Source organism: Abyssibacter sp. (assembly GCF_964229365.1).
In the GTDB taxonomy this organism is placed as follows: domain Bacteria; phylum Pseudomonadota; class Gammaproteobacteria; order Nevskiales; family OUC007; genus Abyssibacter.
The window spans coordinates 1-21,621 of sequence record NZ_CAXRDQ010000054.1; the positions used below are offsets into that span (position 1 = coordinate 1).

The 21,621-nt window shown below is 63.1% G+C and carries 26 protein-coding genes; 9 read left to right on the forward strand and 17 right to left on the reverse strand.

Features of this window, described 5'->3' with window-relative positions:
* Window positions 1–221 precede the first annotated feature (221 nt).
* Together ACE1EY_RS08830 and recR are read left to right on the forward strand one after the other, a co-directional pair.
* Window positions 222–545: a YbaB/EbfC family nucleoid-associated protein gene (locus ACE1EY_RS08830; protein WP_370300034.1), complete on the forward strand. Its 324-nt coding sequence runs from the start codon at window positions 222–224 to the stop codon at window positions 543–545.
* A 17-nt stretch (window positions 546–562) separates the two neighbouring features.
* Entirely contained in the window at window positions 563–1,162 is a 600-nt protein-coding gene (gene recR, locus ACE1EY_RS08835; protein ID WP_370300035.1) for a recombination mediator RecR, read from the forward strand.
* 30 nt (window positions 1,163–1,192) lie between these two features.
* Here the strand turns inward: recR and ACE1EY_RS08840 are convergent, their stop codons facing one another.
* A complete protein-coding gene (locus ACE1EY_RS08840; protein WP_370299977.1) occupies window positions 1,193–1,477 on the reverse strand; it encodes a 4a-hydroxytetrahydrobiopterin dehydratase in 285 nt (94 codons plus the stop codon).
* 167 nt (window positions 1,478–1,644) lie between these two features.
* On the opposite strand from ACE1EY_RS08840, the gene orn reads away from it, so the two are divergent.
* Together orn and ACE1EY_RS08850 are read left to right on the forward strand one after the other, a co-directional pair.
* Window positions 1,645–2,217: an oligoribonuclease gene (gene orn, locus ACE1EY_RS08845; RefSeq protein WP_370299978.1), complete on the forward strand. Its 573-nt coding sequence runs from the start codon at window positions 1,645–1,647 to the stop codon at window positions 2,215–2,217.
* Complete coding sequence (locus tag ACE1EY_RS08850; protein WP_291513967.1) at window positions 2,214–2,549, forward strand: hypothetical protein; 336 nt, start codon at window positions 2,214–2,216, stop codon at window positions 2,547–2,549. Before orn ends, ACE1EY_RS08850 begins: the two co-directional genes overlap by 4 nt.
* A gap of 9 nt (window positions 2,550–2,558) precedes the next feature.
* Here ACE1EY_RS08850 and ACE1EY_RS08855 read toward each other — a convergent pair whose 3' ends face one another.
* Complete coding sequence (locus ACE1EY_RS08855) at window positions 2,559–3,194, reverse strand: TetR/AcrR family transcriptional regulator (RefSeq protein WP_291513968.1); 636 nt, start codon at window positions 3,192–3,194, stop codon at window positions 2,559–2,561.
* Window positions 3,195–3,271: 77 nt separating this feature from the next.
* On the opposite strand from ACE1EY_RS08855, the gene ACE1EY_RS08860 reads away from it, so the two are divergent.
* Complete coding sequence (locus tag ACE1EY_RS08860) at window positions 3,272–4,057, forward strand: NAD-dependent deacetylase (protein WP_370299979.1); 786 nt, start codon at window positions 3,272–3,274, stop codon at window positions 4,055–4,057.
* Here the strand turns inward: ACE1EY_RS08860 and ACE1EY_RS08865 are convergent.
* Window positions 4,054–4,599, reverse strand: a complete 546-nt coding sequence (locus ACE1EY_RS08865; RefSeq protein WP_291513970.1) for a hypothetical protein — start codon at window positions 4,597–4,599, stop codon at window positions 4,054–4,056. The genes ACE1EY_RS08860 and ACE1EY_RS08865 overlap by 4 nt on opposite strands.
* A gap of 78 nt (window positions 4,600–4,677) precedes the next feature.
* On the opposite strand from ACE1EY_RS08865, the gene ACE1EY_RS08870 reads away from it, so the two are divergent.
* Genes ACE1EY_RS08870 through ACE1EY_RS08880 form a run of 3 tightly spaced genes read left to right on the forward strand, consistent with a single transcriptional unit; the run spans window position 4,678 to window position 6,068 of the window.
* Window positions 4,678–5,325: an outer membrane beta-barrel protein gene (locus ACE1EY_RS08870; protein WP_291513971.1), complete on the forward strand. Its 648-nt coding sequence runs from the start codon at window positions 4,678–4,680 to the stop codon at window positions 5,323–5,325.
* A 3-nt stretch (window positions 5,326–5,328) separates the two neighbouring features.
* Window positions 5,329–5,793 carry a biopolymer transporter ExbD gene (locus ACE1EY_RS08875; protein WP_291513972.1) on the forward strand — a complete coding sequence of 155 codons (465 nt, stop codon included), beginning with the start codon at window positions 5,329–5,331 and terminating at the stop codon, window positions 5,791–5,793.
* Window positions 5,790–6,068, forward strand: coding sequence for a hypothetical protein (locus tag ACE1EY_RS08880; RefSeq protein ID WP_370299980.1), 279 nt, complete (start codon window positions 5,790–5,792; stop codon window positions 6,066–6,068). The genes ACE1EY_RS08875 and ACE1EY_RS08880 overlap by 4 nt, the downstream gene beginning before the upstream one ends.
* A gap of 93 nt (window positions 6,069–6,161) precedes the next feature.
* On the opposite strand, the gene ACE1EY_RS08885 is transcribed toward ACE1EY_RS08880, so the two are convergent.
* The 12 genes from ACE1EY_RS08885 to ACE1EY_RS08940 all read right to left on the reverse strand — a co-directional run bounded on the left by ACE1EY_RS08885 (window position 6,162) and on the right by ACE1EY_RS08940 (window position 19,189).
* Window positions 6,162–6,515, reverse strand: a complete 354-nt coding sequence (locus tag ACE1EY_RS08885) for an EF-hand domain-containing protein (RefSeq protein ID WP_370299981.1) — start codon at window positions 6,513–6,515, stop codon at window positions 6,162–6,164.
* A gap of 400 nt (window positions 6,516–6,915) precedes the next feature.
* A complete protein-coding gene (locus ACE1EY_RS08890; RefSeq protein ID WP_370299982.1) occupies window positions 6,916–8,865 on the reverse strand; it encodes an aconitate hydratase in 1,950 nt (649 codons plus the stop codon).
* Between the two features lie 153 nt (window positions 8,866–9,018).
* Window positions 9,019–9,636, reverse strand: a complete 618-nt coding sequence (gene pncA, locus ACE1EY_RS08895; protein ID WP_291513976.1) for a bifunctional nicotinamidase/pyrazinamidase — start codon at window positions 9,634–9,636, stop codon at window positions 9,019–9,021.
* A 56-nt stretch (window positions 9,637–9,692) separates the two neighbouring features.
* The gene (gene pncB / locus ACE1EY_RS08900; protein ID WP_370299983.1) at window positions 9,693–11,060 is read right to left on the reverse strand and encodes a nicotinate phosphoribosyltransferase; all 1,368 of its coding nucleotides are present in this window, start codon (window positions 11,058–11,060) and stop codon (window positions 9,693–9,695) included.
* Window positions 11,061–11,129: 69 nt separating this feature from the next.
* Window positions 11,130–12,086: an alpha/beta fold hydrolase gene (locus tag ACE1EY_RS08905; RefSeq protein WP_370299984.1), complete on the reverse strand. Its 957-nt coding sequence runs from the start codon at window positions 12,084–12,086 to the stop codon at window positions 11,130–11,132.
* A gap of 90 nt (window positions 12,087–12,176) precedes the next feature.
* Entirely contained in the window at window positions 12,177–13,181 is a 1,005-nt protein-coding gene (locus ACE1EY_RS08910; protein WP_291513979.1) for an NADP-dependent oxidoreductase, read from the reverse strand.
* Window positions 13,182–13,200: 19 nt separating this feature from the next.
* Window positions 13,201–14,418 (reverse strand): acyl-CoA dehydrogenase family protein, encoded by a 1,218-nt coding sequence (locus ACE1EY_RS08915; protein ID WP_291513980.1) that lies wholly within the window; start codon window positions 14,416–14,418, stop codon window positions 13,201–13,203.
* A gap of 350 nt (window positions 14,419–14,768) precedes the next feature.
* Window positions 14,769–15,842 (reverse strand): phosphotransferase, encoded by a 1,074-nt coding sequence (locus tag ACE1EY_RS08920; RefSeq protein WP_370299985.1) that lies wholly within the window; start codon window positions 15,840–15,842, stop codon window positions 14,769–14,771.
* Window position 15,843: 1 nt separating this feature from the next.
* The gene (locus tag ACE1EY_RS08925) at window positions 15,844–16,827 is read right to left on the reverse strand and encodes an NADPH:quinone oxidoreductase family protein (protein WP_291513982.1); all 984 of its coding nucleotides are present in this window, start codon (window positions 16,825–16,827) and stop codon (window positions 15,844–15,846) included.
* Between the two features lie 35 nt (window positions 16,828–16,862).
* On the reverse strand, window positions 16,863–17,702 hold the full coding sequence (locus ACE1EY_RS08930; protein WP_291513983.1) for an SDR family NAD(P)-dependent oxidoreductase: 840 nt from the start codon (window positions 17,700–17,702) through the stop codon (window positions 16,863–16,865).
* A gap of 15 nt (window positions 17,703–17,717) precedes the next feature.
* A complete protein-coding gene (locus ACE1EY_RS08935) occupies window positions 17,718–18,488 on the reverse strand; it encodes an SDR family oxidoreductase (RefSeq protein WP_291513984.1) in 771 nt (256 codons plus the stop codon).
* Window positions 18,489–18,496: 8 nt separating this feature from the next.
* A complete protein-coding gene (locus tag ACE1EY_RS08940; protein ID WP_291513985.1) occupies window positions 18,497–19,189 on the reverse strand; it encodes a histidine phosphatase family protein in 693 nt (230 codons plus the stop codon).
* A gap of 104 nt (window positions 19,190–19,293) precedes the next feature.
* Here ACE1EY_RS08940 and ACE1EY_RS08945 point away from each other — a divergent pair, with 104 nt between their 5' ends.
* Entirely contained in the window at window positions 19,294–20,220 is a 927-nt protein-coding gene (locus ACE1EY_RS08945; RefSeq protein ID WP_291513986.1) for a LysR family transcriptional regulator, read from the forward strand.
* On the opposite strand, the gene ACE1EY_RS08950 is transcribed toward ACE1EY_RS08945, so the two are convergent.
* A complete protein-coding gene (locus tag ACE1EY_RS08950) occupies window positions 20,210–20,704 on the reverse strand; it encodes a hypothetical protein (protein WP_291513987.1) in 495 nt (164 codons plus the stop codon). The genes ACE1EY_RS08945 and ACE1EY_RS08950 overlap by 11 nt on opposite strands.
* A gap of 8 nt (window positions 20,705–20,712) precedes the next feature.
* A complete protein-coding gene (locus ACE1EY_RS08955) occupies window positions 20,713–21,591 on the reverse strand; it encodes a hypothetical protein (RefSeq protein WP_291513988.1) in 879 nt (292 codons plus the stop codon).
* Window positions 21,592–21,621: the final 30 nt, after the last annotated feature.

Here is a 21,621-nt window from a genome sequence, read left to right on the forward strand (position 1 = left end):
AACACCGGCCCGTTCCATACGGATTGCGCCTTAAAACAGGCCATGCAGCGTTGCTCGTCGCTTATTTGGAATGACCAAACTTCACTTCTCGCGCCTTGCCTGGCCTGTTTTCAGGCGGCAACTTGGCGGCGGGAATAGATCAGAGTGTCCCTACTGCACCAACCGCCTGTGCCACAATCCAACGATTCCATCCATTAAGCAGATTCAACACGATGTCTCAGATGAAAGGAGCACTCGGCAATCTCATGCGTCAGGCGCAGGAGATGCAGTCGAAGATGCAGCAAAAGCAGCAGGAGCTGGCTGAGAAGGAAACCGAAGGTCAATCCGGCGCCGGCATGATCAAGGTGGTGATGAATGGCCGCCACGAGGTCAAGCGCGTGACCATCGACCCGTCCGTGCTGGAAGAGGACAAGGAGTTTCTGGAGGACCTGGTCGCCGCTGCGGTCAACGACGCTGTCGCCCGGGTCGAGGAGCAGAACAAGGAGGTCATGTCCGATCTGACCTCCGGCCTGAACCTGCCGCCCGGCATGAATCTGCCGTTCTGATCGCTCCGGCGTAATCCATCGTGATTTATCCCGCGCGCCTGCAGGCGCTGATTGATGCGCTGCGCGCGCTGCCCGGCGTTGGTCCAAAATCGGCGCAACGCATGGCGTTCCACCTGCTGGAGCACGACCGCCCGGCCGCCAAGCGGCTCGCCGAGGCATTGGGCACCGCATTGGAGGGTCTTCGGCGTTGCGTGGATTGCCGTATGTTCAGCGAGGCTGAACGCTGCCCGGTCTGCGTGTCGGCGCGTCGGGACCGGTCCAGCATGTGCATTGTCGAGTCGCCGGCTGATTTGGTCGCGGTGGAGCAGGGCGCAGACTACAGCGGCCTGTACTTCGTGCTGCACGGGCGTCTATCGCCACTGGACGGTGTCGGGCCCGATGAAATCGGGCTGCCTCGATTGGCCGAACGGCTGGCCGAGCCGGAACTCAAGGAAGTGATCATCGCTACCGGGTCAACGGTAGAAGGCGAGGCCACGGCCCACTATGTGGGCGAGCTGGCCCGTGCCGCCGGCGTGTCGGTGAGCCGCATTGCCCAGGGCGTTCCCATGGGTGGTGAGCTGGAGTATGTGGACGCCGGGACGCTATCGCATGCGTTTCGGGGCCGCCACGTCCTCTGACGGCGCGGTCCGGCGAGGACGATCCGTAGCCTAGCCGTCGACCAGTGCGTCGACCTTGGCGGCGCAGATGAAATCGTTTTCTGTCAGGCCATCCGCGGCGTGGGTGGCCCACAGCACGGTCGCCGTGTTGTAGCCGAAGCTGATGTCCGGGTGGTGGTTTTCATTCATCGCGATCCACGCAACGGCGTTGATGAAGCCGGTGGTCTTGGCGTAACCCTTGAACCGGAATTCGGCCCGGATCGCCTGGCCATCTTTGACCACTTCCCAGCGCTCGCTCACCTGTTCCAGGTGCGCCTTGACGGTGTCTGAGTCCATGGCGGGCGTGTCCCCCTCGCAAGGCACGCAACGTTTCTGTGCTAAATCCGATGTCATAGGTGATCTCCACGGAACTTGAAAGGGGAGGCGACCGTACAGAACGTGCCGGTCTCACGTCCAGTGCGGCAAGCCTCGCGAACTCGAAGGTGTTTCCATAGACTCACAGCATGAGCATTCATCCTGACAACCTGATCTGGATCGACCTGGAAATGACCGGGTTGGATCCTGACACCCATGTGATCATCGAGATCGCCACCATCGTCACCGACGCCCAGTTGAACATCCTCGAGGAAGGACCTTCTCTGGCGATTAGCCAGCCCGAGGCCGAACTCGACAAGATGGACGATTGGTGCACGCGGCAGCACAACGCTTCGGGGCTGGTGGATCGGATTCGCAGCGATAGCGTGTCGATCGAGGTGGCCGAGTCCGCGACGCTGGAGTTTCTGGCGCGTTGGGTGCCGTCCGGTGCATCGCCGATGTGTGGCAATAGCATCTGCCAGGATCGCCGTTTTCTGGTTCGAGGCATGCCGGCGCTGGCGGCGTACTTTCACTACCGCAATCTGGATGTCAGCACGCTCAAGGAACTCGCGCGTCGCTGGGCCCCCGATATTGCTGGTGGGTTCACCAAGGAATCGGAGCATCTCGCGTTGGCCGATATCCGCGATTCCATCAACGAGTTGCGTTACTACCGCAGCAGCCTGATTGCCCCGGACTACCGCGAAGCCGGAGTCGCGCCGTGAACTGGACAGCCATCGCCGTCACGGGGTTGATCAGCGCGACCACCACTTTGATCGTGATGTGGCTGGCCTACGAACTGGTTCTCAAGCCGCGCTTGCAACGTCGTGCGGAGGTATTGGCCGACGAGCTGGAGGCGCGGGTGCGCGCCGGCGTACTGTCGGCAGGCGAGGAACTGCTGCCGAAGTTTCGCCAGCAGGTGACCGCCGGATTCAAGGATGCCCTGCTCACCGCTGCCCGCGGCGAACACGTCGAAGAGTCGGTCCGGGCGATGGCGCGCAGCGGAGCGGACCTGCTGGAAGAAGGGCTTGGCGCGTTATTGGGCCGGAAGCGCTAAGGGAAACGCTTAAATCTTCCGGAACAGCTCGACCAGCACGGGCTGCTTGGTATAGGCGCGCATCATCGTTCGCGCCAGCACGCCGAGCGTTTGGTAAACCTCGCTCGTGGTGTGGGCGCGCATGGGCAGCACAATGGCTTCCATGACCGAAATCATCGCACGGGCCATATCCACCAGGTCGTCGGCCAGATCCAGCACCTGCTGCTCCACCGCCCTGCGCAGCATCTCTTCGAGAATGCCCGCGGTCCGTTCCTCGAATCCGCGATGCACGGTGTCGATCTCGCCAAGGTCCGAGCGGCTGCTGCGTAGCCAGTAGCCGGCGACCCCGTGTTTCAGGGCCTCGTCCTGCACCAGATTCGCGATGCCATGAAAGAACAGCATCATCTGTTGGATCGGGTCCGGTTCGGCCTTTACGGGATCGAAAACATGCTGATCGAAGTAGCCATGCAGGCGTTGCAGGCAATCGATGTAGAGCGCGTCCTTGCCCTGGAAATGCCAGTACATCGCGCCCTTGGACAAGCCCGCTGCCTTGGCGATGTCGCCAATGGACACACCGTCGTATCCATAGACACCGAATAGCTGAAAGGCCTCGGTGCGGATCGTGTCCAGCGTGGCGGCCTGATCAGCAGCCGATTTGCGTGGCATGTCGAAAGTCGTTTCCGTCGAAGTAGGGCATGGGGGCGGGCAGCGAGCGCCCGACCCAGGGCGGCAGGAAATGTAACATGAGCGCCATGAAATCCCTGCCGGACGACATCCAGGCATCCGTGGATGCAGCCGCCACAGCGCTGCGGCAAGCGAGGCGTGTGCTGGCGATTACCGGGGCGGGGCTGTCAGCCGATTCCGGCCTGCCCACGTACCGCGGTGTCGGCGGGCTGTACGAGGACAGCGAGGCTGAAGATGGCGTGTCGATCGAAGTGGCCCTGTCAGGTGATCGGTTTCGCACCGATCCGGCCGTGACCTGGAAACATTTGCGACAGATCGAATCGGCCTGCCGCGGGGCAGCGCCCAACGCCGGTCATCGGGTGCTGGCGGGTTGGTGCGAGCGGTTCGACATCACCGTGCTGACGCAGAATATCGACGGCTTTCATGGTTCGGCTGGCTCGAACACCGTGATCGAAATGCACGGCAACTATCGCCGGTTGCTCTGCACCACCTGCGAGTGGCGCAGCTCCGTGGCCGATTATGCGGCGTTGGATCATGGCGTGCCACGGTGTCCTGCTTGCGAAGCCGTGGTCCGGCCCGATGTGGTGCTGTTTGGCGAGATGCTGCCGGACGCGGCCCTGGATCAGTACGATCGCGTGATGGCCTCGACACCGGATGTGGTGTTGTCGGTCGGCACGACCAGCGTCTTTCCGTACATCGCCGCGCCCGTGCAGTGGTGTCGCCAATGGGGCGGGCGGAGCGTGGAAATCAATCCGGGGCGCACAGAGGTATCCCGCTGGGTAGATATCAGGATCGCCGCCCCGGCGGCGGTGGCGCTGTCGGCGATTGATCAGCGCCTGGGTTAGGCGGTCGGGCTGACGGGCTCGCTCACGGTGTCGTCGGCGTTCACGCCCTTGCCGTCGTTCGGTAACACCACCGTGGGGCCAATGTTGCGTTTGATCTCATTGGCATCGAACACATAGGCGTCGTCTTTCTCCGGCCGAGACTTCAGCATCTTGAACTGAGCGCCGGCCTCGAAGCGGCTGCTGCCCTTGATCGTGCTGATACGGGTGCCGAAAATCAGCGGGTAGCTGTAAATGCCGTGCCCGCCGGAGACCACGACGGATTTGTCGTCCTCGATCTCGTCCACCTGTTCGTCGAGCATGCGGAAATGAGTGAAGCCGTTCTCCAGGGTGAGTTCGGCGGCGCGGAACAGCAGGTAGTTCTGTACCGTGTCGCGCTCGGTCACGTCGTTGCCGGCAAATCGAACACGGTAGCGATCGGCCTCAAGACGTTGCTCTGAATAGCCGTAGCGGCTGTCGTCCTTGGGCTTGTACGGCGTGGGCTGCAGCGCGCAAGCGCCCAGCGCAAGCGTTACGATAATGAGGCCAGCGGTTTGTTTGATCATATTCGACATCGTTGCGTCGGTTCTTGGCATTGGACCGAATAGATGAATTCTAGTTCGACCAGCAAATTGGGGATGTAAATGACTCTTCGACCAGTACGCCGGGTGCAGATGCACTCGATCTGCCGCGCGGCTCTCATCGGCCTGCTCGGTTGTTTCGCCAATATGGCACACGCGCAAGACGCTGACGACCGTATCGGGCGCGATGATCGTCCGTTCTACAGCGGCACCTCCTTCATGTCCGTTGATCCGGGCCTGGATAATCTCGACGCGGCATTCGGGTTGGCGCAATCGATTGGCATCCGGATTCCAGGGGTATCCTGGGTAGGCTTTGAGCTCGACCTTGGATTCACGCTGTTTGGTGGTGAAAACGACGGTGGGCAGAGCATTCCCGCCGGCGGAAACGACTGTCCTGCGTTGCAGAACCCGTTCGGTTGTGAGCAGCCCGGCGCCACAGCCTCCAATGACAACTTCCAGGCCATCACCTACGGCCTCTACACGGCATTCCGCACGCCCGGCAGCTTCTATGTCGGCACCCGCCTCGGGTTCGGCGGCATGACGACCAACATCGACGAACTGGACGAGGACAGCGACGGTTTCGTCTATTCGCTACAGGGTGGCTACCGCTGGAGCAAGGCCACGCACAACATGGTGCAGCTGGAATATCTCGAATTTCAGAACGATGTGAAGTATTTTTCGATCTCGGCCTTCTACGCGTTCGATCTCTGATTCATGGCGTCATTCGAGTTCCCGACTGCTGGTCACGAGCTTCCCGCCTTTGGCGGCGAGCAGCGGGAACCCGTTCGCATCAGCCTGACGCCCTTGATCGACGTGGTGTTCATTCTGCTGGTGTTCTTCATGCTGGCGTCCAGTTACGTCGAATGGGGCGCGATCAATCTGATGTCGGGCAGCGATCTCGCATCGGATACCGGCAACCGACCAACGTTGACGCTGTCGCTGGGATCGGACGGCGTGCTGCGTGATTCGGCAGGCGTGCCGCTCTACGAGGGCGAGCGTCTGCTTGATGCCGTGATGGCGCGGCTAGACGGCCAGCGTGGTCCGGTGGTGGTGGCGCCATCGCAGTCGGTTTCTCTACAGACCGTCGTCTCGGCGCTGGACACCCTGACACTGGCTGGGGTCACACCGTTGTCGATGGCGCGCGAAGAGGCGCTTGGCGACGGTGGAGACGGCACATGACGGCCCATCCTGGTCAACCGCTCGGCAAGTCGGCCGTTGGCGTGGGCATCGCGACCATGCTGATTCTGAGCGTGCCGGCCATCGCCATGCAGTTCACCGATGAGGTGGTCTGGAATATCGGAGATTTTGCCGCTGCCGCCGGCCTGCTCGTGGGGGCGGGTCTGAGCTTTTTGCTGCTTGCGCGTAGAGTCGGCACCGCGGCAGGTCGCGCCGCCGTCGCCGTGTCGGTGCTGACGGCGCTCGCCGCTGTCTGGGCCGGTCTTGCAACTGGCTAGCGTGGCGTTTCGGCTCAGGCCGCTTGGCATAAAAAGACCGCCGGCGTAGCGGCGGTCAAAGTCCCTTGGGGGGCTCGGGGAGGGATCCGATCTCTACTCGGCGTAAACGTCTTCCAGCATGCCGGGTAGTCGGTGGAACTCAACGATACTGACGCGGCGATCGCGGTCGGTATCGAGCACACCGAAATGCAGATGAACGGTTCGGCTGGCGGCGGTTTCATCGCCAGTCAGGTAGCCGTCTCGATTCGCGTCCAGCGTCTCAAAGGCGCGGCGCGGGTTCTCCTGAAGGTTTGCCACGTGCAGTGGTGACTGCATGGTATCGCCGGAGCCGCTGGCGCCCATCAGGCTCGCCGACAGCGCGCCGGCAAATGCCAGCATCGGCAACATCAAGGCGGTGCCCAGAAACAGCCGGGGCAGGTACCGATGAAGCGCAGCTTGTTCTTCCATGGCGATCTACCTGTTGGAGTCGACCGTTTGGTCGGCTCGTTGGAATAAAAAGGCCATCCATGGCCTCGGGTTGTTTCGGGAACTCACCCTGCCGGAGCGGGGTCAGTTTCCGAGTGGCGACGCGACCGAAGTCGCTGCACCGGACCGGGCATCCTTGCCCGGCGGCTCGCGTTCCAGCTCCATGTCCAGAACGCGGCCTGAAACTGTGTTTGCCCTGTCTATTGAGCAAGCGCTGTGCCAGAAAAATACAGCGAAAATTCAGAAACTTACGACTCATCCCTGTCGCTGATTGCAGACAGGCGTTTGGGCCTGGGTTCGGGCACTGGCGGTAAAACCGCCATTACGACCCGATAAACGCTGTCGCCGGATAGCAACAGGGCAGGGCTGTTGTCGGCCAGTGTCAATGTGGATGCTGTTGGCGTTGCCAGGGGATCAACCCGCCGGTGATCAGCACGTCGATTTGCCGGTGTGACAGCTGGTGCCGCAGACCCAGCCGGTGGTCGTCGCCGACCAGCGTGGCGCTCACAGGACCACCTTCACGTAGCTGTGCGTGCAGAGCCGTCAAGACGACGATGTCGCCGGCCTTGAGCTTGTCAGCATCGCCAGGGTCTTCAAACGTGAGCGGGAGCACGCCGAAGTTCACCAGGTTTTGCCAGTGAATGCGGGCGAAGCTCCTGGCGATGACCAGTCGCAGCCCCAGGTGACGCGGTGCTAGCGCGGCATGCTCCCGGCTGGAGCCCTGACCGTAGTTGCGGCCACCCACGATGATGTGGTCCCCCAGTTTCTTGGCGCGGGAGACGTAATCCGGGTCCACGGCTTCGTAGACGAACTCGGCGATACGGGGGATGTTGCTCCGGTACGGGAGTACGCGAGCGCCCGCCGGCATGATCTCGTCCGTGGAGACGTCGTCGCCGACGCATAGGCCGACCGGAAGGCGAAGCTCATCGTCGAGTGGCGCGAGGTCAGGAAGCGACTGGATATTCGGCCCCTTGTCCAGATCGGTCGATCGGGCGATCGATTCCGGCAACGGCGCGATGAGGTTGTGGGCATTGATGATGGGATCGTCCGGTTCAGGGATGCGAGGCGCCTGGCGATCCAGCGAGCGGGGGTCGGTGATGGTCCCCGCCAAAGCGCTGGCTGCGGCGGTTTCCGGGCTGCAAAGCCATACCCGATCGTCCTGGGTGCCGGAGCGGCCAGGGAAATTGCGCGGGGTGGTGCGCAGGCTGTTGGATTCGGACGCAGGGGCCTGACCCATGCCGATACACCCGTTGCAGCCTGCCTGATGCAGGCGACCCCCGGCATGAATGAGCGGGGCGATGTAACCATCGCGCATCAGGGTTTCCAGCAGGCTGCGTGAGGTGGGATTGATGTCGAAGGAGACATCATCGTGGACTCGGCCATCGCGCACGATCTCCGCTGCAATCGCAAAATCGCGATACCCCGGATTGGCCGATGAGCCGATGTACGCCTGCTGAATTGGCTCGCCGGCCACCTCTGACACCGGGACGACATCGCCAGGACTGGACGGGCGGGCGATGAGCGGCACCAGCGTGGCGAGATCAATGCAATCAGTCCGGTCGTAGTTGGCGTCCGGCTTGGCGACGAGCGGGGTGAAGTCGTCGCCGCGCTGCTCGCTGCGGAGAAAGCGTTCGACCTGCTCATCGGCCGGAAATACGCTGGTCGTCGCACCGAGTTCCGCGCCCATGTTGGCGATGACATGCCGGTCCATCGCCGACAACTGGTTGAGACCAGGCCCGTGGTATTCAAGAATCCGGCCGATACCCCCGTCCACGCCATGGCGCCGCAGCAACTCCAGGATGATGTCCTTTGCGCTCACCCAGTCGGGCAGTTCGCCAGTGAGTTCGATGCCCCAGATCTCGGGCATGGTCAGATAAAAGGGCTCGCCCGCCATGGCCATGGCCACTTCCAGCCCGCCGGCCCCGATCGCCAGCATGCCCAGCGAGCCGGCAGCGCAGCTATGGCTGTCCGAGCCCAGCAGGGTCTTGCCGGGTTTGCCGAAACGCTGCATGTGAGTGGGGTGGCTGACCCCGTTCCCGGCGCGGCTATACCAGACTCCGAAGCGGTTGCAGGCGCTCTTGAGAAAGCGGTGGTCGTCAGGGTTTCGGAAGTCTTCCTGCAGCAGGTTGTGATCGACGTACTGTGCCGACAGCTCGGTTTGCACGCGGTCGAGCTGCATGGCCTCGAGCTCCAACATCACCAGCGTTCCGGTCGCGTCCTGCGTCAGGGTCTGATCGATTCGAAGCGCGATCTCCTCGCCCGCGACCATGTCGCCGTCGATCAGATGGGCGGCGATCAGTTGGTGGGCGACAGTGCCTGCGTGGTCATTCATGCGTATCCGCGCGAATGCCTGACCAGCGATGTCCCGCTATTCCCCCCTAGTCGAAGCCGCGATGGACTTGACCCCCAGCCGGCCGTGCAACCGCTTTGGGTTTGGGTGTGGGATCAGGTTAGGCGCTCGCGCCGCGGAATGCGAGGTGGGTGGTCAGAGAAGTGCGTCACTGGTGCTGAGTTGCACGCCCGCTGATTGCAGCGTGGTCAATGCACGGTCGATGTCGCCGGGCTGGGCATCGACGCCCCGGCAGGCGTCGGTCAGCACCACGGTGGCGAAGCCTGCTTGTGCGGCATCCAACGCGGTGAATTGCACGCAGACATCCAAGGCCAGCCCGCAAATCACCACGCTGTCGATGTCCAATGCGCGGAGCAAACCGTCCAGCCCGGTGCTACGCCGATGGCCGTTGTCAAAGAATGCGCTGTAGCTGTCGATACGCGCATCCATGCCCTTGCGGATCACATGCGTGACCGGCTGCAGGTCCAGCGCCGCATGAAACGCAGCGCCAAGGCTGCCCTGCACACAGTGATCCGGCCACAGCCGCTGTTCCAGGCCATCGACCGTCGTCACATCGAAGGCTTGGCGGTCAGGGTGACTGCTCGCGAAGCTGCTGTGGCCTGCGGGGTGCCAGTCCTGGCTTGCGACCACAACGTCAAAGCGCTGCGCCAGTCGATTGGCGACGGGCACGATCTGATCGCCGCCGGCCACCGGCAAGGAGCCAGTGGGCATGAAGTCGTTCTGGATATCGATGAGCAGCAATGCGGTATGCATCAGGGAATCCTCGAATAGCGGGACCAGACCATCCTCACATGCGTGTCAATCGTGCTTCAGGGTTCGGCCGCCGCGCAGAGACGACTGATCGTCTCGCGCAATGCCGGGTCATGCGACACGGGATACTCGGCTGTCTGCAGCAACGGAGCCTGCCGGGCGGCGTGCTGCCGGATCTGTTCGGTGCCAGGCGCGGTCGCCACCCGCCGGCCGCCACGCATCTGCGGCACAAGCAAGGGCTCGGCCTCATGGTCGCGAGGTGCCTCGGGCGTCGGGTCGTCGATGGAATAAACCACATCACCCACCGCGGCCCCATCGCGTGTGGTGCGCAGGATCTGCGGCAGGCCGGGCAGGGATCGCTTGCGGGGAGAAGCAGAGCGCTTCATTCGCGGGGACCATGGATCACGGGCGCTACGGCGGATCGCGCCGAGCTTGTAGGTGGTGTCGAGCGCCGCGGTTTCGCCGCCGGTGACCAGCCAGGTGCCGACACCCCAGATGTCGATGGGTGCGCCGTCCCGCTTGAGGGATCGGACTTCACGGGCGTTGATGCCGCCGCTGGCGACTATGCGGGTGGCGGCGAAACCGGCGGCGTCGAGTTTTTGCCGCGCCACGCGCGCCCAATGGCCAAGATCGCCGGAGTCCAGACGTACGCCTGAGAACTCACCACCCCGAGCCGTCAGCTGCTGACCGGCCGCGATGGCGCGATCCAGCCCGGTCGCCACGTCGTAGGTATCGACCAGCAGAATACTGTTGTTTGGCGCGCTGGCCAGATAAGCCGCGAAGGCGTCCTGTTCGTCGTCAAAGCTCATCACCCAGGAATGCGCATGGGTGCCGCGCACAGGAATATTCCAGCGCTGCGCGGCCACAAGATTCGATGTGGCCGTGCAACCGCCCAGGTAAGCGGCCCGTGATGCGGTGTGGCCGCCGTCCGGCCCTTGCGCGCGGCGCAGGCCGAATTCCAGCACCGGATCGCCTTGCGCTGCAGCGCAGACCTGCGCGGCCTGGGTCATGACGAGTGAGGCGTAGCCAAGCAGGTTCAGCGCCGCTGTTTCGATCATCTGCGCCTGCATCAAGGGGCCTTGCACACGCAGCAGCGGCCCGCCCGGAAACACGGCTGTGCCTTCCGGGACCGCATCGACATCCGCGGTGAATTGCAGGGATGCCAGGGCATCGAGGAAGCCGGCTTGGAACAGTTGGGTGCCATCGGGTGCGGTCAGCGACGCGAGGTACGACAGGTCGTCCGCCGTGGGGGCGAAGTCTTCCAACCAACGGAGCAGGGGCTCCAATCCGCAGGCGAGGACGCAAGCGGCCTCTGGCGGCGCATCCCGGTAGGCGAGGTGAAAAACTGCCTCTTCCTCGGCGCGCCCATGCACCCAGTAGCCCTGGGCCATCGTCAGTTCGTACAGGTCGGTGAACAGCAAGCTCATCTGGCGCGGGCTCCGGAAAACCGACGGCCGACGCTACAGCAGCGGCACCCCGGTCGGTAAGAGGCGAGCTTATAGGTGCTGGCTGGCGTCACCGAGATGACGCACGAGCGTGTCCGCGATCCGTGGCACCAGCGCATTGGGAAAATCGTGGCCCCAGCCGTCGATGACATCCAGGCGTGCATGCGGAATCTTGGCCTTGAGGTCGTGAGCGGCTTCGACCGGAACCAGAGGGTCGGCCTTGCCGTGCAGGACCAGGCAGGGTTGTTTGATCTGACGCACGAGCTGCGCCCGGTGCGGTGAGCCGATAATGGCCGAGAGCTGACGGAGCGTGCCGCCGGGGCAGACGTTGCGGTTGATCTGGCGCTCGACTTTGGCACGGATTTCCGCGTCGGTTTGTTCGAAGCCGGTGCTGCCGATCAGGCGATAGGTGGCGACGCTTTGGGTGATTGCTTCGTCCAGCGCGCGCGGCCGTTTGCGGACCAGGCGCCGCTGCAAGCTAAAGCTGGGCTGCTTGACCCGTGGATGCCCGGTGGTGGTCATGATCAGCGCGGCGCTCAGCACCCGCCGTGGCTGCATCGCGGCCATGACCTGCGTGATCATGCCGCCCATGGAGGCGCCGATCACATGTGCCTGATCGATCTGCAGGGCGTCCATCAGCGCGACGGCATCTTCGGCCATCGTGCTGATCCGGTAAGGCACGGTAGTCGGTAGCCCCAGGCGCTGCTTGACCACCAGCGCAGGGATGTTTGGCGCCATGACGCCGTCCAGCTTGGTCGACAGCCCGACATCGCGGTTGTCGAAGCGAATCACCTGATAGCCGGCATCGACCAATGCCTGGCACAGCGCATCGGGCCACAACACGAGCTGGGAGCCCAGGCCCATGACCAGCAGCACCGCCGGGTCCTCGCGGTCGCCAATTCGCTCATAGGCGAGATGCACCTCACCGCATGACGCCAGGCCGCGCTCGCCATCGGTTGCGGTGGGTGTGGGATCGACGTGGACGGCAGTGGACGAACTATCAGGCATGGGCGTTTGATGTCGTGAACAACAACAGTTTCAGGTTTGGCGCCGCGGCAGGCTCCGCGGCGCCAGCTAGAGCTAGCTAAGCTAGCTAACTTAGTCTGCGACCTTCAACACGAGTTTGCCGAAGTTCTCGCCACTGAACAGCTTGAGCAGGGCGTCGGGGAAGGTTTCCAAGCCTTCAACAACGTGCTCCTGGCTGGCCAGCTTGCCTTCGGCCATCCAGGTTGCAAGGTCCTGGGCGGCGTCGCCGTAACGTTTCACGTAGTCGAACACCACCATGCCGGTCATTGAGGCACGATGGACAAGCAGGGACATGTAGTTCTTCGGTCCCTGGACTTCCGTGCTGTTGTACTGCGAGATGGCCCCGCAGATGACGATACGTGCGCGCATCGCCAGCCGCGTGAGTACGGCGTCGAGGATCTCGCCGCCGACGTTGTCGAAGTAGATATCGACACCTTTGGGGCAATGCGCTGCCAGCGCCTTTTTCACGTCTTCATTCTTGTAGTCGATACAGGCGTCATATCCCAGCTTGGAGGTGGCGTGGTCGCATTTCTCCGGGCCGCCGGCAATGCCCACGACACGACAACCCTTGATCTTTGCAACCTGCCCGACGACTTGGCCGACAGCGCCGGTGGCACCGGAGACGACGACGGTCTGACCGGGCTCCGGTTTGCCGATGTCCATCAAGCCGAAATACGCGGTCATGCCAGGCATGCCCAAGGTGCCGAGATAACGCGGTAACGGGGCCAGGTTCGGGTCGATCTTGTGCACGCCCTGACCGTCGCTGACCGCATAGTCCTGCACGCCGAAAATGCCGGACACCACATCGCCTTCGGAAAAACCGGAGTGATTGGACGTGACGACGCGTGCCACGGAGATGGCCCGCATCACCTCGCCGATGCCCACCGGTGGCACATAGGATTTGCCCTCGTTCAGCCAGCCGCGCATGGCCGGGTCCAGCGAGATGTAGAGATTGCGGACAAGCATCTCGCCTTCGCCCGGTTGTGGCAGGGCCGACTCGGCGAATTCGAAGTGTTCCGCCCCCACCATGCCGGTAGGGCGGGATTTGAGAAGATACTGGCGATTGGATTCAGACATATTGATTCCGTTCAGTGGTTTATCGTTGAATATTGACGTGCTTTGCGAGCTCCATCTTGGCGATGGCATTGCGATGCACCTCGTCCGGCCCATCGGCCAGCTTGAGCGTGCGCAGCTGCGCATAAGCGTAGGCAAGTCCGTAGTCGTCGCTGACCCCGCCGGCACCATGGGCCTGAATGGCCCAATCCAGCACCTGGCAGGCCATGGCGGGCGCCGCGACCTTGATCATTGCGATCTCTTTGGCGGCGATCTTGTTCCCCACGGTGTCCATCATGTGGGCGGCATTCAGCGTGAGCAGCCGGGCCTGATCGATCATGATGCGGGCGTCCGCGATCCGCTGGCGGGTGACGCCCTGGGCCGCGATCGGTTTGCCGAAGGCCACGCGCTGGGCCGTGCGCTTGCACATCTTCTCCAGCGCCCGTTCCGCGGCGCCGATGGCGCGCATACAGTGGTGAATCCGCCCCGGTCCGAGGCGGCCCTGGGCAATCTCGAAGCCACGGCCTTCGCCCAGTAGCAGGTTCTCGGCCGGCACCCTCACGTTCTCGAACACGAACTCGGCGTGGCCATGCGGGGCATCGTCATAGCCGAACACGGGCAGCCAGCGCTTCATGGTGATTCCGGGGGTGTCCATGGGGATCACCACCATCGACTGCTGCTTGTGCCGATTGTCGTTGTCGGGATCTGACTTGCCCATGAAAATCATGACCTTGCAGCGCGGATCGGGCGCGCCCGTGGTCCACCATTTGCGGCCGTTGATCACGTACTCGTCGCCGTCCCGAACAATTGACGACTGGATATTCGTGGCATCGGAGGAGGCCACATCCGGTTCGGTCATGGCGAAACAGGAGCGGATTTCGCCATTGAGTAGGGGCTTGAGCCAGCGGTCCTGCAGCGCCGGTGATGCGTAACGGGCGAAGACCTCCATGTTGCCGGTGTCGGGGGCATTGCAGTTGAACACCTCCGGCGCCCACAGCACCTTGCCCATTTCCTCGCAGAGGGGGGCGTATTCCAGGTTGCTAAGCCCGGCGCCGTAATCGGAGTCCGGCAGAAACAGATTCCATAGTCCGGCCGCCTTGGCCTTGGCTTTCATCTCCTCGACGATGGCGGTGGGCTGCCAGCGATCATCACCGGCGGCCACTTCCTCGTGGTAGCGGTGCTCGTTGGGGTAGATGTGCTCGTCCATGAAAGCCTTGAGGCGTGCGAGCAGATCTTTGGTCTTGTCTGAATAGTCGAACATGGTTGGCTCCCTAGGGAAATACTGATCTATTCCCACCGCCAAGTTGCTGCCTGAAAACAGGCCAGGAAAGGCGCGAGAAGTGAAGTGTGGTCATTCCAAATGAGCGACGAGCAACGCCGCATGGCCTGTTTTCAGGCGCAATCCGGATGGAACGGGCCGGTTTTCCCGCAAGCCTGCGTTGCGAAGCGCGTACATGCGCTTCGCCCTTCGGGCCGGCCTCCGGCCGTCCGAATACGTTCCATACGCATTCGTGTCGTTCGCTTATTTGGAATGACCAAATCGCACTCACTCCGTCTTGGCTTGCAGGAAAACCGGCTCCGTCTTGGTGGCGGGAATAGATCAGCATTTCCCTAGCGCGCAAGAATTTTTTCGACCTGCATCCACCCCAGCTCGGCCAGCGGCCGGGCACCGCGGCCCATGGCCTCGGCTTTTTTGCTGGAGGCGGTGCCGGCTTTCACCCGGCCCATGATTCCCTGGAGAATCCCGGCCAGCCGGAACATGTTGTAGGCGATGTAGAAGTCCCAGTGACTGGGGTCAATCGGGTCACGGCCGGTGCGCTGGCAATAGCTGGCAACGTAGGACGCTTCGTCTGGGATGCCCAGATCCGCGAGCTCCACGCCGCCCAGGCCGCGGAAGACGCCATGGGGGATATGCCCGGTCATGCAGTGGTAGGCGAAATCCGCGAGCGGGTGGCCCAGCGTCGACAGTTCCCAGTCCAGCACCGCCAGAATCTTCGGTTGGCCCGGGTGGTACATGATGTTGTCGAGCCGGTAGTCGCCGTGGACGATCGCCACCTCATCGCCGGGCGGGATGTTCTTGGGCAGCCAGTCAATCAGCTTGTCCATGGCCGCGATGGTCTCGGTCTCGGAGGCGCGGTACTGCTTGCTCCAGCGGGCGATCTGGCGCTCGAAGTAGTTGCCGGGCTTGCCGTAATCACTGAGCCCTACGGCGTTCACGTCCACGGTATGCAGCGCGGCGATGGTCGCGTTCATGGCATCGAAGATCGATGCTCGGTCGGCGGGATCGTGACCGGGCAGGGTCGGGTCCCACATCACCCGACCGTCGATGCAGTCCATTACGTAGAAGGCCGTGCCAATGACGCTGGTGTCCTCGCACAGGCAATAGCTGCGGGCGACCGGTACATCGGTGTCGGCGAGTGCGGTGATCACGCGGTACTCGCGGTCCACAGCATGCGCCGACGGCAGCAGATCACCCGGCGGCTTACGGCGCAGGACGTAGTGACGGTTCGGTGTGACCAGGCGGTAGGTCGGATTGGACTGGCCGCCCTTGAACTGCTCCACGGTCAGTGGCGTTTGGAAGTCGTCGATCTGACTGGCGAGGTAGTCGGCCAGCGCGGCTTCATCAAAGCGATGCTTGTCCTGCACCGGCATCGTGCCGCTGAAATCCTTTTGGTCCGATGCCACCTCAGGCCCCCTGCGGTGTGATGACCAGCTTGCCCGACACCTTGCGGTCCATCAGCGCGCGGATGGCTTTGGGCGCATCGGTGAGCGAGTAGGTGCCGGCGATGTGGGGCTTGAGCTTGCCGGCCTGCAGCCAGCCGAACAGCGTTCGCAGGTCCTTCATGTTGTTCATCGGTTCGCGCTTGGCATAGTCACCCCAGAACACACCGTTGATATTGCAGCCCTTGAGCAAGGCGAGATTCAACGGGATCTTGGGGATCTCGCCGTTGGCGAATCCGATGACCAGAAAACGGCCGCGCCAGGCGATTGCCCGCAATGCGGCTTCGGAGAACGCACCCCCGACCGGATCGTAGATCACGTCGGCACCCTTGCCAGCCGTGAGTTCCTTGACGCGTGTCTTGAGGTCTTCCTCGCTGTAGTTGATCAGCTCGTCGGCCCCGTGGTCCTTGCAGACGGTGAGTTTTTCCGCCGTAGAGGCGGCCGCGATCACCTTTGCGCCCAAGGCCTTGCCGATTTCGATGGCGGCGATACCGACTCCGCCGGATGCGCCCAGCACCAGCAGGGTCTCGCCGGCTTGCATGGCAGCGCGGTCGGCCAGCGCGTGGTAGCTGGTGGCGTAGGTCATGACGAAGGCCGAGGCGGTCACGAAGTCCAGCCCCTCCGGCATCGGCACGGCCGCACGGGCGTCGGCCACGGCCAATTGTGAAAAGCCGCCCCAACCGGTGAACGCCAGCACGCGATCGCCGATGTTCAGGTGGCCCACCTTGGCCCCCTTGGCCTTGATCACACCGGCGCATTCGCCGCCTGGCGAGAACGGAAGCTCCGGCTTGAACTGGTAGAGGTTCTGGATGATCAGCGTGTCGGGGAAGTTCACCGCTGCACCGTGAACTTCGATCACGATGTCCCAGTCGCCAGGCGTCGGCTCGGCAACGTCTTCGATGACCAGGTCTTCAGGTGGGCCGTGGCGTTTGCAAAGTAGTGCTTTCAAGGTGGTCTCCTGAGCGTGAGTGGGGGCGAAGGCGATCAGGCCGCGCCCGGCATCGGGTTGGTCGGGTCACGCAGTTCGAGGATGTCGCGCATCCGGGTCTCGACCTGCTTGACCGCGCCGCCATGCGGGAGAATGTAGAAGCGGTCCGCGACGACGGCTTCCAGAGTGATGCGGGCGATATCTGTTGCCGACAGACGGCCGGCTTCGATCGCCGCTTTGACAAACTGGGCGTATTCCTCGCCGAGCGGATTCGCGTTGGCAAGCTCGCTGGGCCGGTTGCGCTCCGATTCCGCGATCCCGGTCTTGAAGAAGGCCGGACAGAGCACCGATACGCCGAGCTGCGCCCTCATCGTCTTCAGTTCGTGATGCAGGCATTCGGACAAGGTCACCACGCCATGCTTGCTCACGCAGTAGACGCTGGAGCCCGGAACCGAGCTCAGCCCGGCCAGCGAGGCGGTGTTGATGATGCGGCCGGGCTCGCCGCCCTCCAGCATGCGTGGCACGAAGCTTTGCACGCCATGGACGACACCCATCAGGTTCACGCCCAGCACCCAATTCCAGTCGTCCGCTGTGGTGGTCCAGGTCGGTCCGGATGCCGCCACACCAGCGTTGTTGAACAGCAGATGGACAGCGCCGTAGCGCTGGTAGGTGTCTGCGGCGAGCGCCTCGACCGCTTCCGGTTTGGAGACGTCTACGCGGCGGGTCATCGCCTCCGTGCCCTCGGGCAGCATCGATAGGGTTTGTTGCAGCCCGGTGTCATCAACATCGGCCAGCGCCAGGCGCATGCCGGCGGCGGCACATTGCAGGGCCAGCTCGCGGCCCAGGCCGCTGCCGCCACCGGTGATGACGGCAACGCCGGCGTTCAGATCATCCATGTTCATAAGCCTTGCCTAACCGATCAGGTAGCCGCCGTCGACGTTCAACGCCGCGCCGGTGCAGTAGCTGGAGGCATCGGATGCCAGATAGAGCACGGCGCCCGCCATCTCTTCCGGCTGTGCGACGCGGCGCAGCGGTACATGCGGCATCAGCAGCTTTTGCATGTCGTCGTTGTGAACCAGCGCCGACGCGAACTTGGTGTCGGTGATGCCTGGCAGCAGGGCGTTGACGCGGACCTTGGCGTCGCCCATCTCCTTGGCGAAGGACTGGGTCATGCTGATGACCGCGGCCTTGGTGATGGAGTAGATCCCCTGCAGTGGCCCGGGGTTTTTGCCATTGACCGATGCCACGTTGATCACGCTGCCGCCGCCCTGGGCGGCCATCATCTTCGCGGCCCGTGCCGTCATGTAGAAATAGCCACGGATGTTGACGTCCACGGTCTTCTCGAAGGCATCCACCGGTGTGTCCACCGTGGGGCCGAAGTAGGGGTTGGCGGCGGCGTTGTTGACCAGCACATCGACCTTGCCATGCTGTTCGGCAATGGTTTTCCAGAACGCTTCGATCTGGCCCATGTCGCCGATATGGCAGGTGAGTGCCTCGGCGCTGCCGCCCGCGTCACGAATGGATGCCGCCACGGCTTCGCAGCCATCGATCTTGCGGCTGGAGACCACGACATGGGCGCCGGCCCCGGCCAGGGTTCGGGCAATGGATTCACCAATGCCGCGGCTGGCACCGGTGACGACGGCCACGCGGCCGGAAAGGTCGAACAATTCGTTGGGACTCATGGGGTCTCCTATCGATAGGAAATGAACGAGCGGTCACCTGTCTGCTGCAGGTGTGCAAAATTGTTGAAGTAGCTGAGGCTGACCTGGCCCGGGCGGTACAGGACCGCGGTGACGCTGCTGTTGGCGATCACCCAGTTCAATGACTGCATTTGCAGATTGTCCAGGCCCAACACCCACTGGATCGCCGTGCCAATGGGGCCCCCGGAGGTGAATACGGCGGTCAGGCGCTTGGAATCGTCGTCCAGGATGCGTTGCAGGGCCGCCACCACACGGTCGCGGAAAACTGGCCAGCATTCCTCGTATTCATCGTCGCTTTCGCCGTTCATCCAGCGCGCGGTGGCGCGGCTGAACAGCTCCTGAAAGGCCTGCTTGGGGTTGGATTTTTCGGCGACGAGGCGGCGCATGACGCCGCCCTCCGCGAAGTCGGGACGGTACCGCAGCATCACGTCCTGAAAGTCGTACTCGTTGAATCCGGCATCGATCTGCAAGGGCGGGGCGTCGGGCAGGGCCTCGCAAACCGCTTCCGCTGTCTCGCGGTGCCGCCGCATGCTGCCGGCGATCATATTGTCGATGGGCAAATCACATCGGGCCCAGAACTGGCCGAGCGCACGGGATTGTTCGACGCCGAGATCGGAGAGCTTGTCGTAATCCGACGCGCCGAAAGACGCCTGACCATGTCGAACGAGCAGCAGCTGGGCCATGCACTTCCTGTGACGCTAACAAACGGTGGCCGAAGCATAGAGTGGCGGTTACGATCAAACCAATGAATGTTTTCTATCCCCATCCATAAGCGCCACGAATACAAATGAACGTTCGCCAACTGGATCTCAATCTTCTCGTCGTGCTCGACGCCATTTACACCGAGGGTGGAATCACCGCGGCCGCGCGCCGTTTGCACGTCACCCAGCCGGCGGTGACCCATGCGCTCAACCGGCTGCGAGATCACTTCAGCGATCCGCTGTTTGTGCGGGAAGGGCGGACGATGGTGCCGACGCCCATGGCGCGGAACCTGATCCGTCCGTTAAAGCGCTCGCTGCGCAGCATCGAGATCATGCTGCATGAGGTGGACCAGTTCGATCCGGCGACCACACCGCGGCGTTTTCGTCTGGGTGTGCGGGACGTGCTGGAATCGGTGTTGCTGCCACCGTTGATGCAAGGTATCTCGGCGTCGGCGCCCCTGGTCGATCTGGACGCCGTCCAGACCAACCGGCGATCGCTGGCGGCTGATCTGGACAGCGGTGAGCTGGATGCCGCGATCGACATCCTCCTGCCGCTGCCCGACAGCGTGAACCGACAAAGAATTGTGCTGGACCGGTTCGTTGTGGTCGCTCGGCGTGACCATCCTGATATTCACGGCCAGATCGATCTGGCGAGCTATCTGCGCCAGGACCACGTGCTGGCGACCGTGCGGCGCTCCGGTGGCGGCATGGAAGACGTGAGCCTGGCGCAGCTAGGCCAGAGTCGGCGTATTCGCATGCGCTGCCAGCATTATTTTGCAGCCTGTCGGGTGGTCAGCCAGACCAACCTGATTCTGACGATGCCGGAAAATTACGCCCGCGTCGCCAATGCGGGTCTGGGCAACCAGGTTCTCGCGGCTCCGGTGGACATGACGCCGCTCGATGGGTACCTCTACTGGCACCGCAACGTGGACGGCGATCCGGCCAGCCGCTGGTTTCGTCGTCAGTTGTTGGACGCGGTGTCGCGCACCACAGGAGCGGCGCTCAGTTCCTGAAGAACACCGTGCGCTGCCCCCGTTCGACGCGCAGGCTGCGGTTGCTGAGCATGCTGTCGAGCACGCCGCGTAGATCGGCAGCGCGCTGACATTCAATCTTCCAGATCGCGGCCAGCGCTGTGGCGGTCAACCCGGTGTCGCCAGCGCGGGCGGCGAGCTGGAAGATGTCGATGACCAGCGCCTCCATCTGCACAGGTGACAGCCGGGCGGGCCGGCGTGGTGACTCTTCGTCGGCAGCGTCGTCTTCATCGTTTGCCGCTGGCGGCAGCTGTTCGTAACCGAGGCCGGTCAGGCGTAGATAGGACTGGCTGTCACTGATGATCTCGAGGCATTGGCTCCCATGGAGTTCACCGATGCCGCTGGCAAAGGACGCGTCATCGCCGCCAGCTCGCCGCCATGCATAGTGGACGACCACCGCGTCGGCACCTTCGCGGACGCTGGAGATATGACGGGCGATCAGCTGGAGCAATGTTTCGGCGCTCATGCCAGGCCTCAGGATTCCAGCACGGCTTGACCGATGGCCCACTGTACCGCGCGGCCATTGGCGGCTCGATAGAGTTTCTTACCGGAGTTGCTCAGATGGACCGTCCGGGTATCGGCATCGTAGTCGAGGTGACCGAGCCGATGGGCCAGCTCGATGGCGTGGAACACTCGAAAGCCCGGAATCTTCATCCGCTCCAAGCGGTAGCTGATCTCGCCGAAGCTCACGCTGCGGGATTCGGCTGCATCGCCGGCGGCATAGGCCGCTAACAGGCATAGCGTGCGGGAATCGACACTGCGGGCTTTGAGATCTTCCGCCTCGAGTTCCGGCGCCATGTTGACGAGCTCGGCCGGAGCAGCGCGGCCGCCCTGGTAGGCGACACCATCGCTGGTCAGCGCGACGGAGCGCCGACGCAACCCCGCGAAGCTCGCGAGTTGATCGCGGAACAGCAAGTCGAGCGCGTCACGCAGTTCGCCCGCGCGCAGGCCGGAAATGGCCCATTCCTCGGTGAGCTCGTCGAGCTTGACCGAGCGGCCCCGATTGCGGTGCAGCACGTCGATAATCAGCGTGCGCAAGGCGTACTCGGTGAGCGGGCCACTGCGCCGAAAGACCTCGATGGGGGTATCGACCTCGACCTCCGCGCACTCCGGATCCAGCACTACGCGATAGCCGGAGGCCGTCAGTCTGCAGTGCTCGCCGGTGGTCACGATCAGGCCATCGCTCACCAGGGTCTGGTACGCGACGTTCAGGCGAGTCTCGTCACCGCCCGCCAATGACCAGTGATAGTCCACCAAGCGGCGTGACACGCCCTCGATGAGGTCATGGCAATCACGATTGATGAAATTCAGAATCCGATTGCAATCGGCGTCTGCATGGAAGGAAAAGCCCACTCTGCGCGTCCTGTATCAAGAACCTGCCAA

Excerpts from the sequence above, each read along its gene's own strand:
- ACE1EY_RS08830 (WP_370300034.1), top strand. The coding sequence starts at position 222 with ATGAAAGGAGCACTCGGCAATCTCATGCGTCAGGCGCAGGAGATGCAG.
- ACE1EY_RS08840 (WP_370299977.1), bottom strand. The coding sequence starts at position 1,477 with ATGGACTCAGACACCGTCAAGGCGCACCTGGAACAGGTGAGCGAGCGC.
- orn (WP_370299978.1), top strand. The coding sequence starts at position 1,645 with ATGAGCATTCATCCTGACAACCTGATCTGGATCGACCTGGAAATGACC.
- ACE1EY_RS08855 (WP_291513968.1), bottom strand. The coding sequence starts at position 3,194 with ATGCCACGCAAATCGGCTGCTGATCAGGCCGCCACGCTGGACACGATC.
- ACE1EY_RS08860 (WP_370299979.1), top strand. The coding sequence starts at position 3,272 with ATGAGCGCCATGAAATCCCTGCCGGACGACATCCAGGCATCCGTGGAT.
- ACE1EY_RS08865 (WP_291513970.1), bottom strand. The coding sequence starts at position 4,599 with ATGATCAAACAAACCGCTGGCCTCATTATCGTAACGCTTGCGCTGGGC.
- ACE1EY_RS08870 (WP_291513971.1), top strand. The coding sequence starts at position 4,678 with ATGACTCTTCGACCAGTACGCCGGGTGCAGATGCACTCGATCTGCCGC.
- ACE1EY_RS08875 (WP_291513972.1), top strand. The coding sequence starts at position 5,329 with ATGGCGTCATTCGAGTTCCCGACTGCTGGTCACGAGCTTCCCGCCTTT.
- ACE1EY_RS08880 (WP_370299980.1), top strand. The coding sequence starts at position 5,790 with ATGACGGCCCATCCTGGTCAACCGCTCGGCAAGTCGGCCGTTGGCGTG.
- ACE1EY_RS08885 (WP_370299981.1), bottom strand. The coding sequence starts at position 6,515 with ATGGAAGAACAAGCTGCGCTTCATCGGTACCTGCCCCGGCTGTTTCTG.
- ACE1EY_RS08890 (WP_370299982.1), bottom strand. The coding sequence starts at position 8,865 with ATGAATGACCACGCAGGCACTGTCGCCCACCAACTGATCGCCGCCCAT.
- pncA (WP_291513976.1), bottom strand. The coding sequence starts at position 9,636 with ATGCATACCGCATTGCTGCTCATCGATATCCAGAACGACTTCATGCCC.
- pncB (WP_370299983.1), bottom strand. The coding sequence starts at position 11,060 with ATGAGCTTGCTGTTCACCGACCTGTACGAACTGACGATGGCCCAGGGC.
- ACE1EY_RS08905 (WP_370299984.1), bottom strand. The coding sequence starts at position 12,086 with ATGCCTGATAGTTCGTCCACTGCCGTCCACGTCGATCCCACACCCACC.
- ACE1EY_RS08910 (WP_291513979.1), bottom strand. The coding sequence starts at position 13,181 with ATGTCTGAATCCAATCGCCAGTATCTTCTCAAATCCCGCCCTACCGGC.
- ACE1EY_RS08915 (WP_291513980.1), bottom strand. The coding sequence starts at position 14,418 with ATGTTCGACTATTCAGACAAGACCAAAGATCTGCTCGCACGCCTCAAG.
- ACE1EY_RS08930 (WP_291513983.1), bottom strand. The coding sequence starts at position 17,702 with ATGGATGATCTGAACGCCGGCGTTGCCGTCATCACCGGTGGCGGCAGC.
- ACE1EY_RS08935 (WP_291513984.1), bottom strand. The coding sequence starts at position 18,488 with ATGAGTCCCAACGAATTGTTCGACCTTTCCGGCCGCGTGGCCGTCGTC.
- ACE1EY_RS08940 (WP_291513985.1), bottom strand. The coding sequence starts at position 19,189 with ATGGCCCAGCTGCTGCTCGTTCGACATGGTCAGGCGTCTTTCGGCGCG.
- ACE1EY_RS08945 (WP_291513986.1), top strand. The coding sequence starts at position 19,294 with ATGAACGTTCGCCAACTGGATCTCAATCTTCTCGTCGTGCTCGACGCC.
- ACE1EY_RS08950 (WP_291513987.1), bottom strand. The coding sequence starts at position 20,704 with ATGAGCGCCGAAACATTGCTCCAGCTGATCGCCCGTCATATCTCCAGC.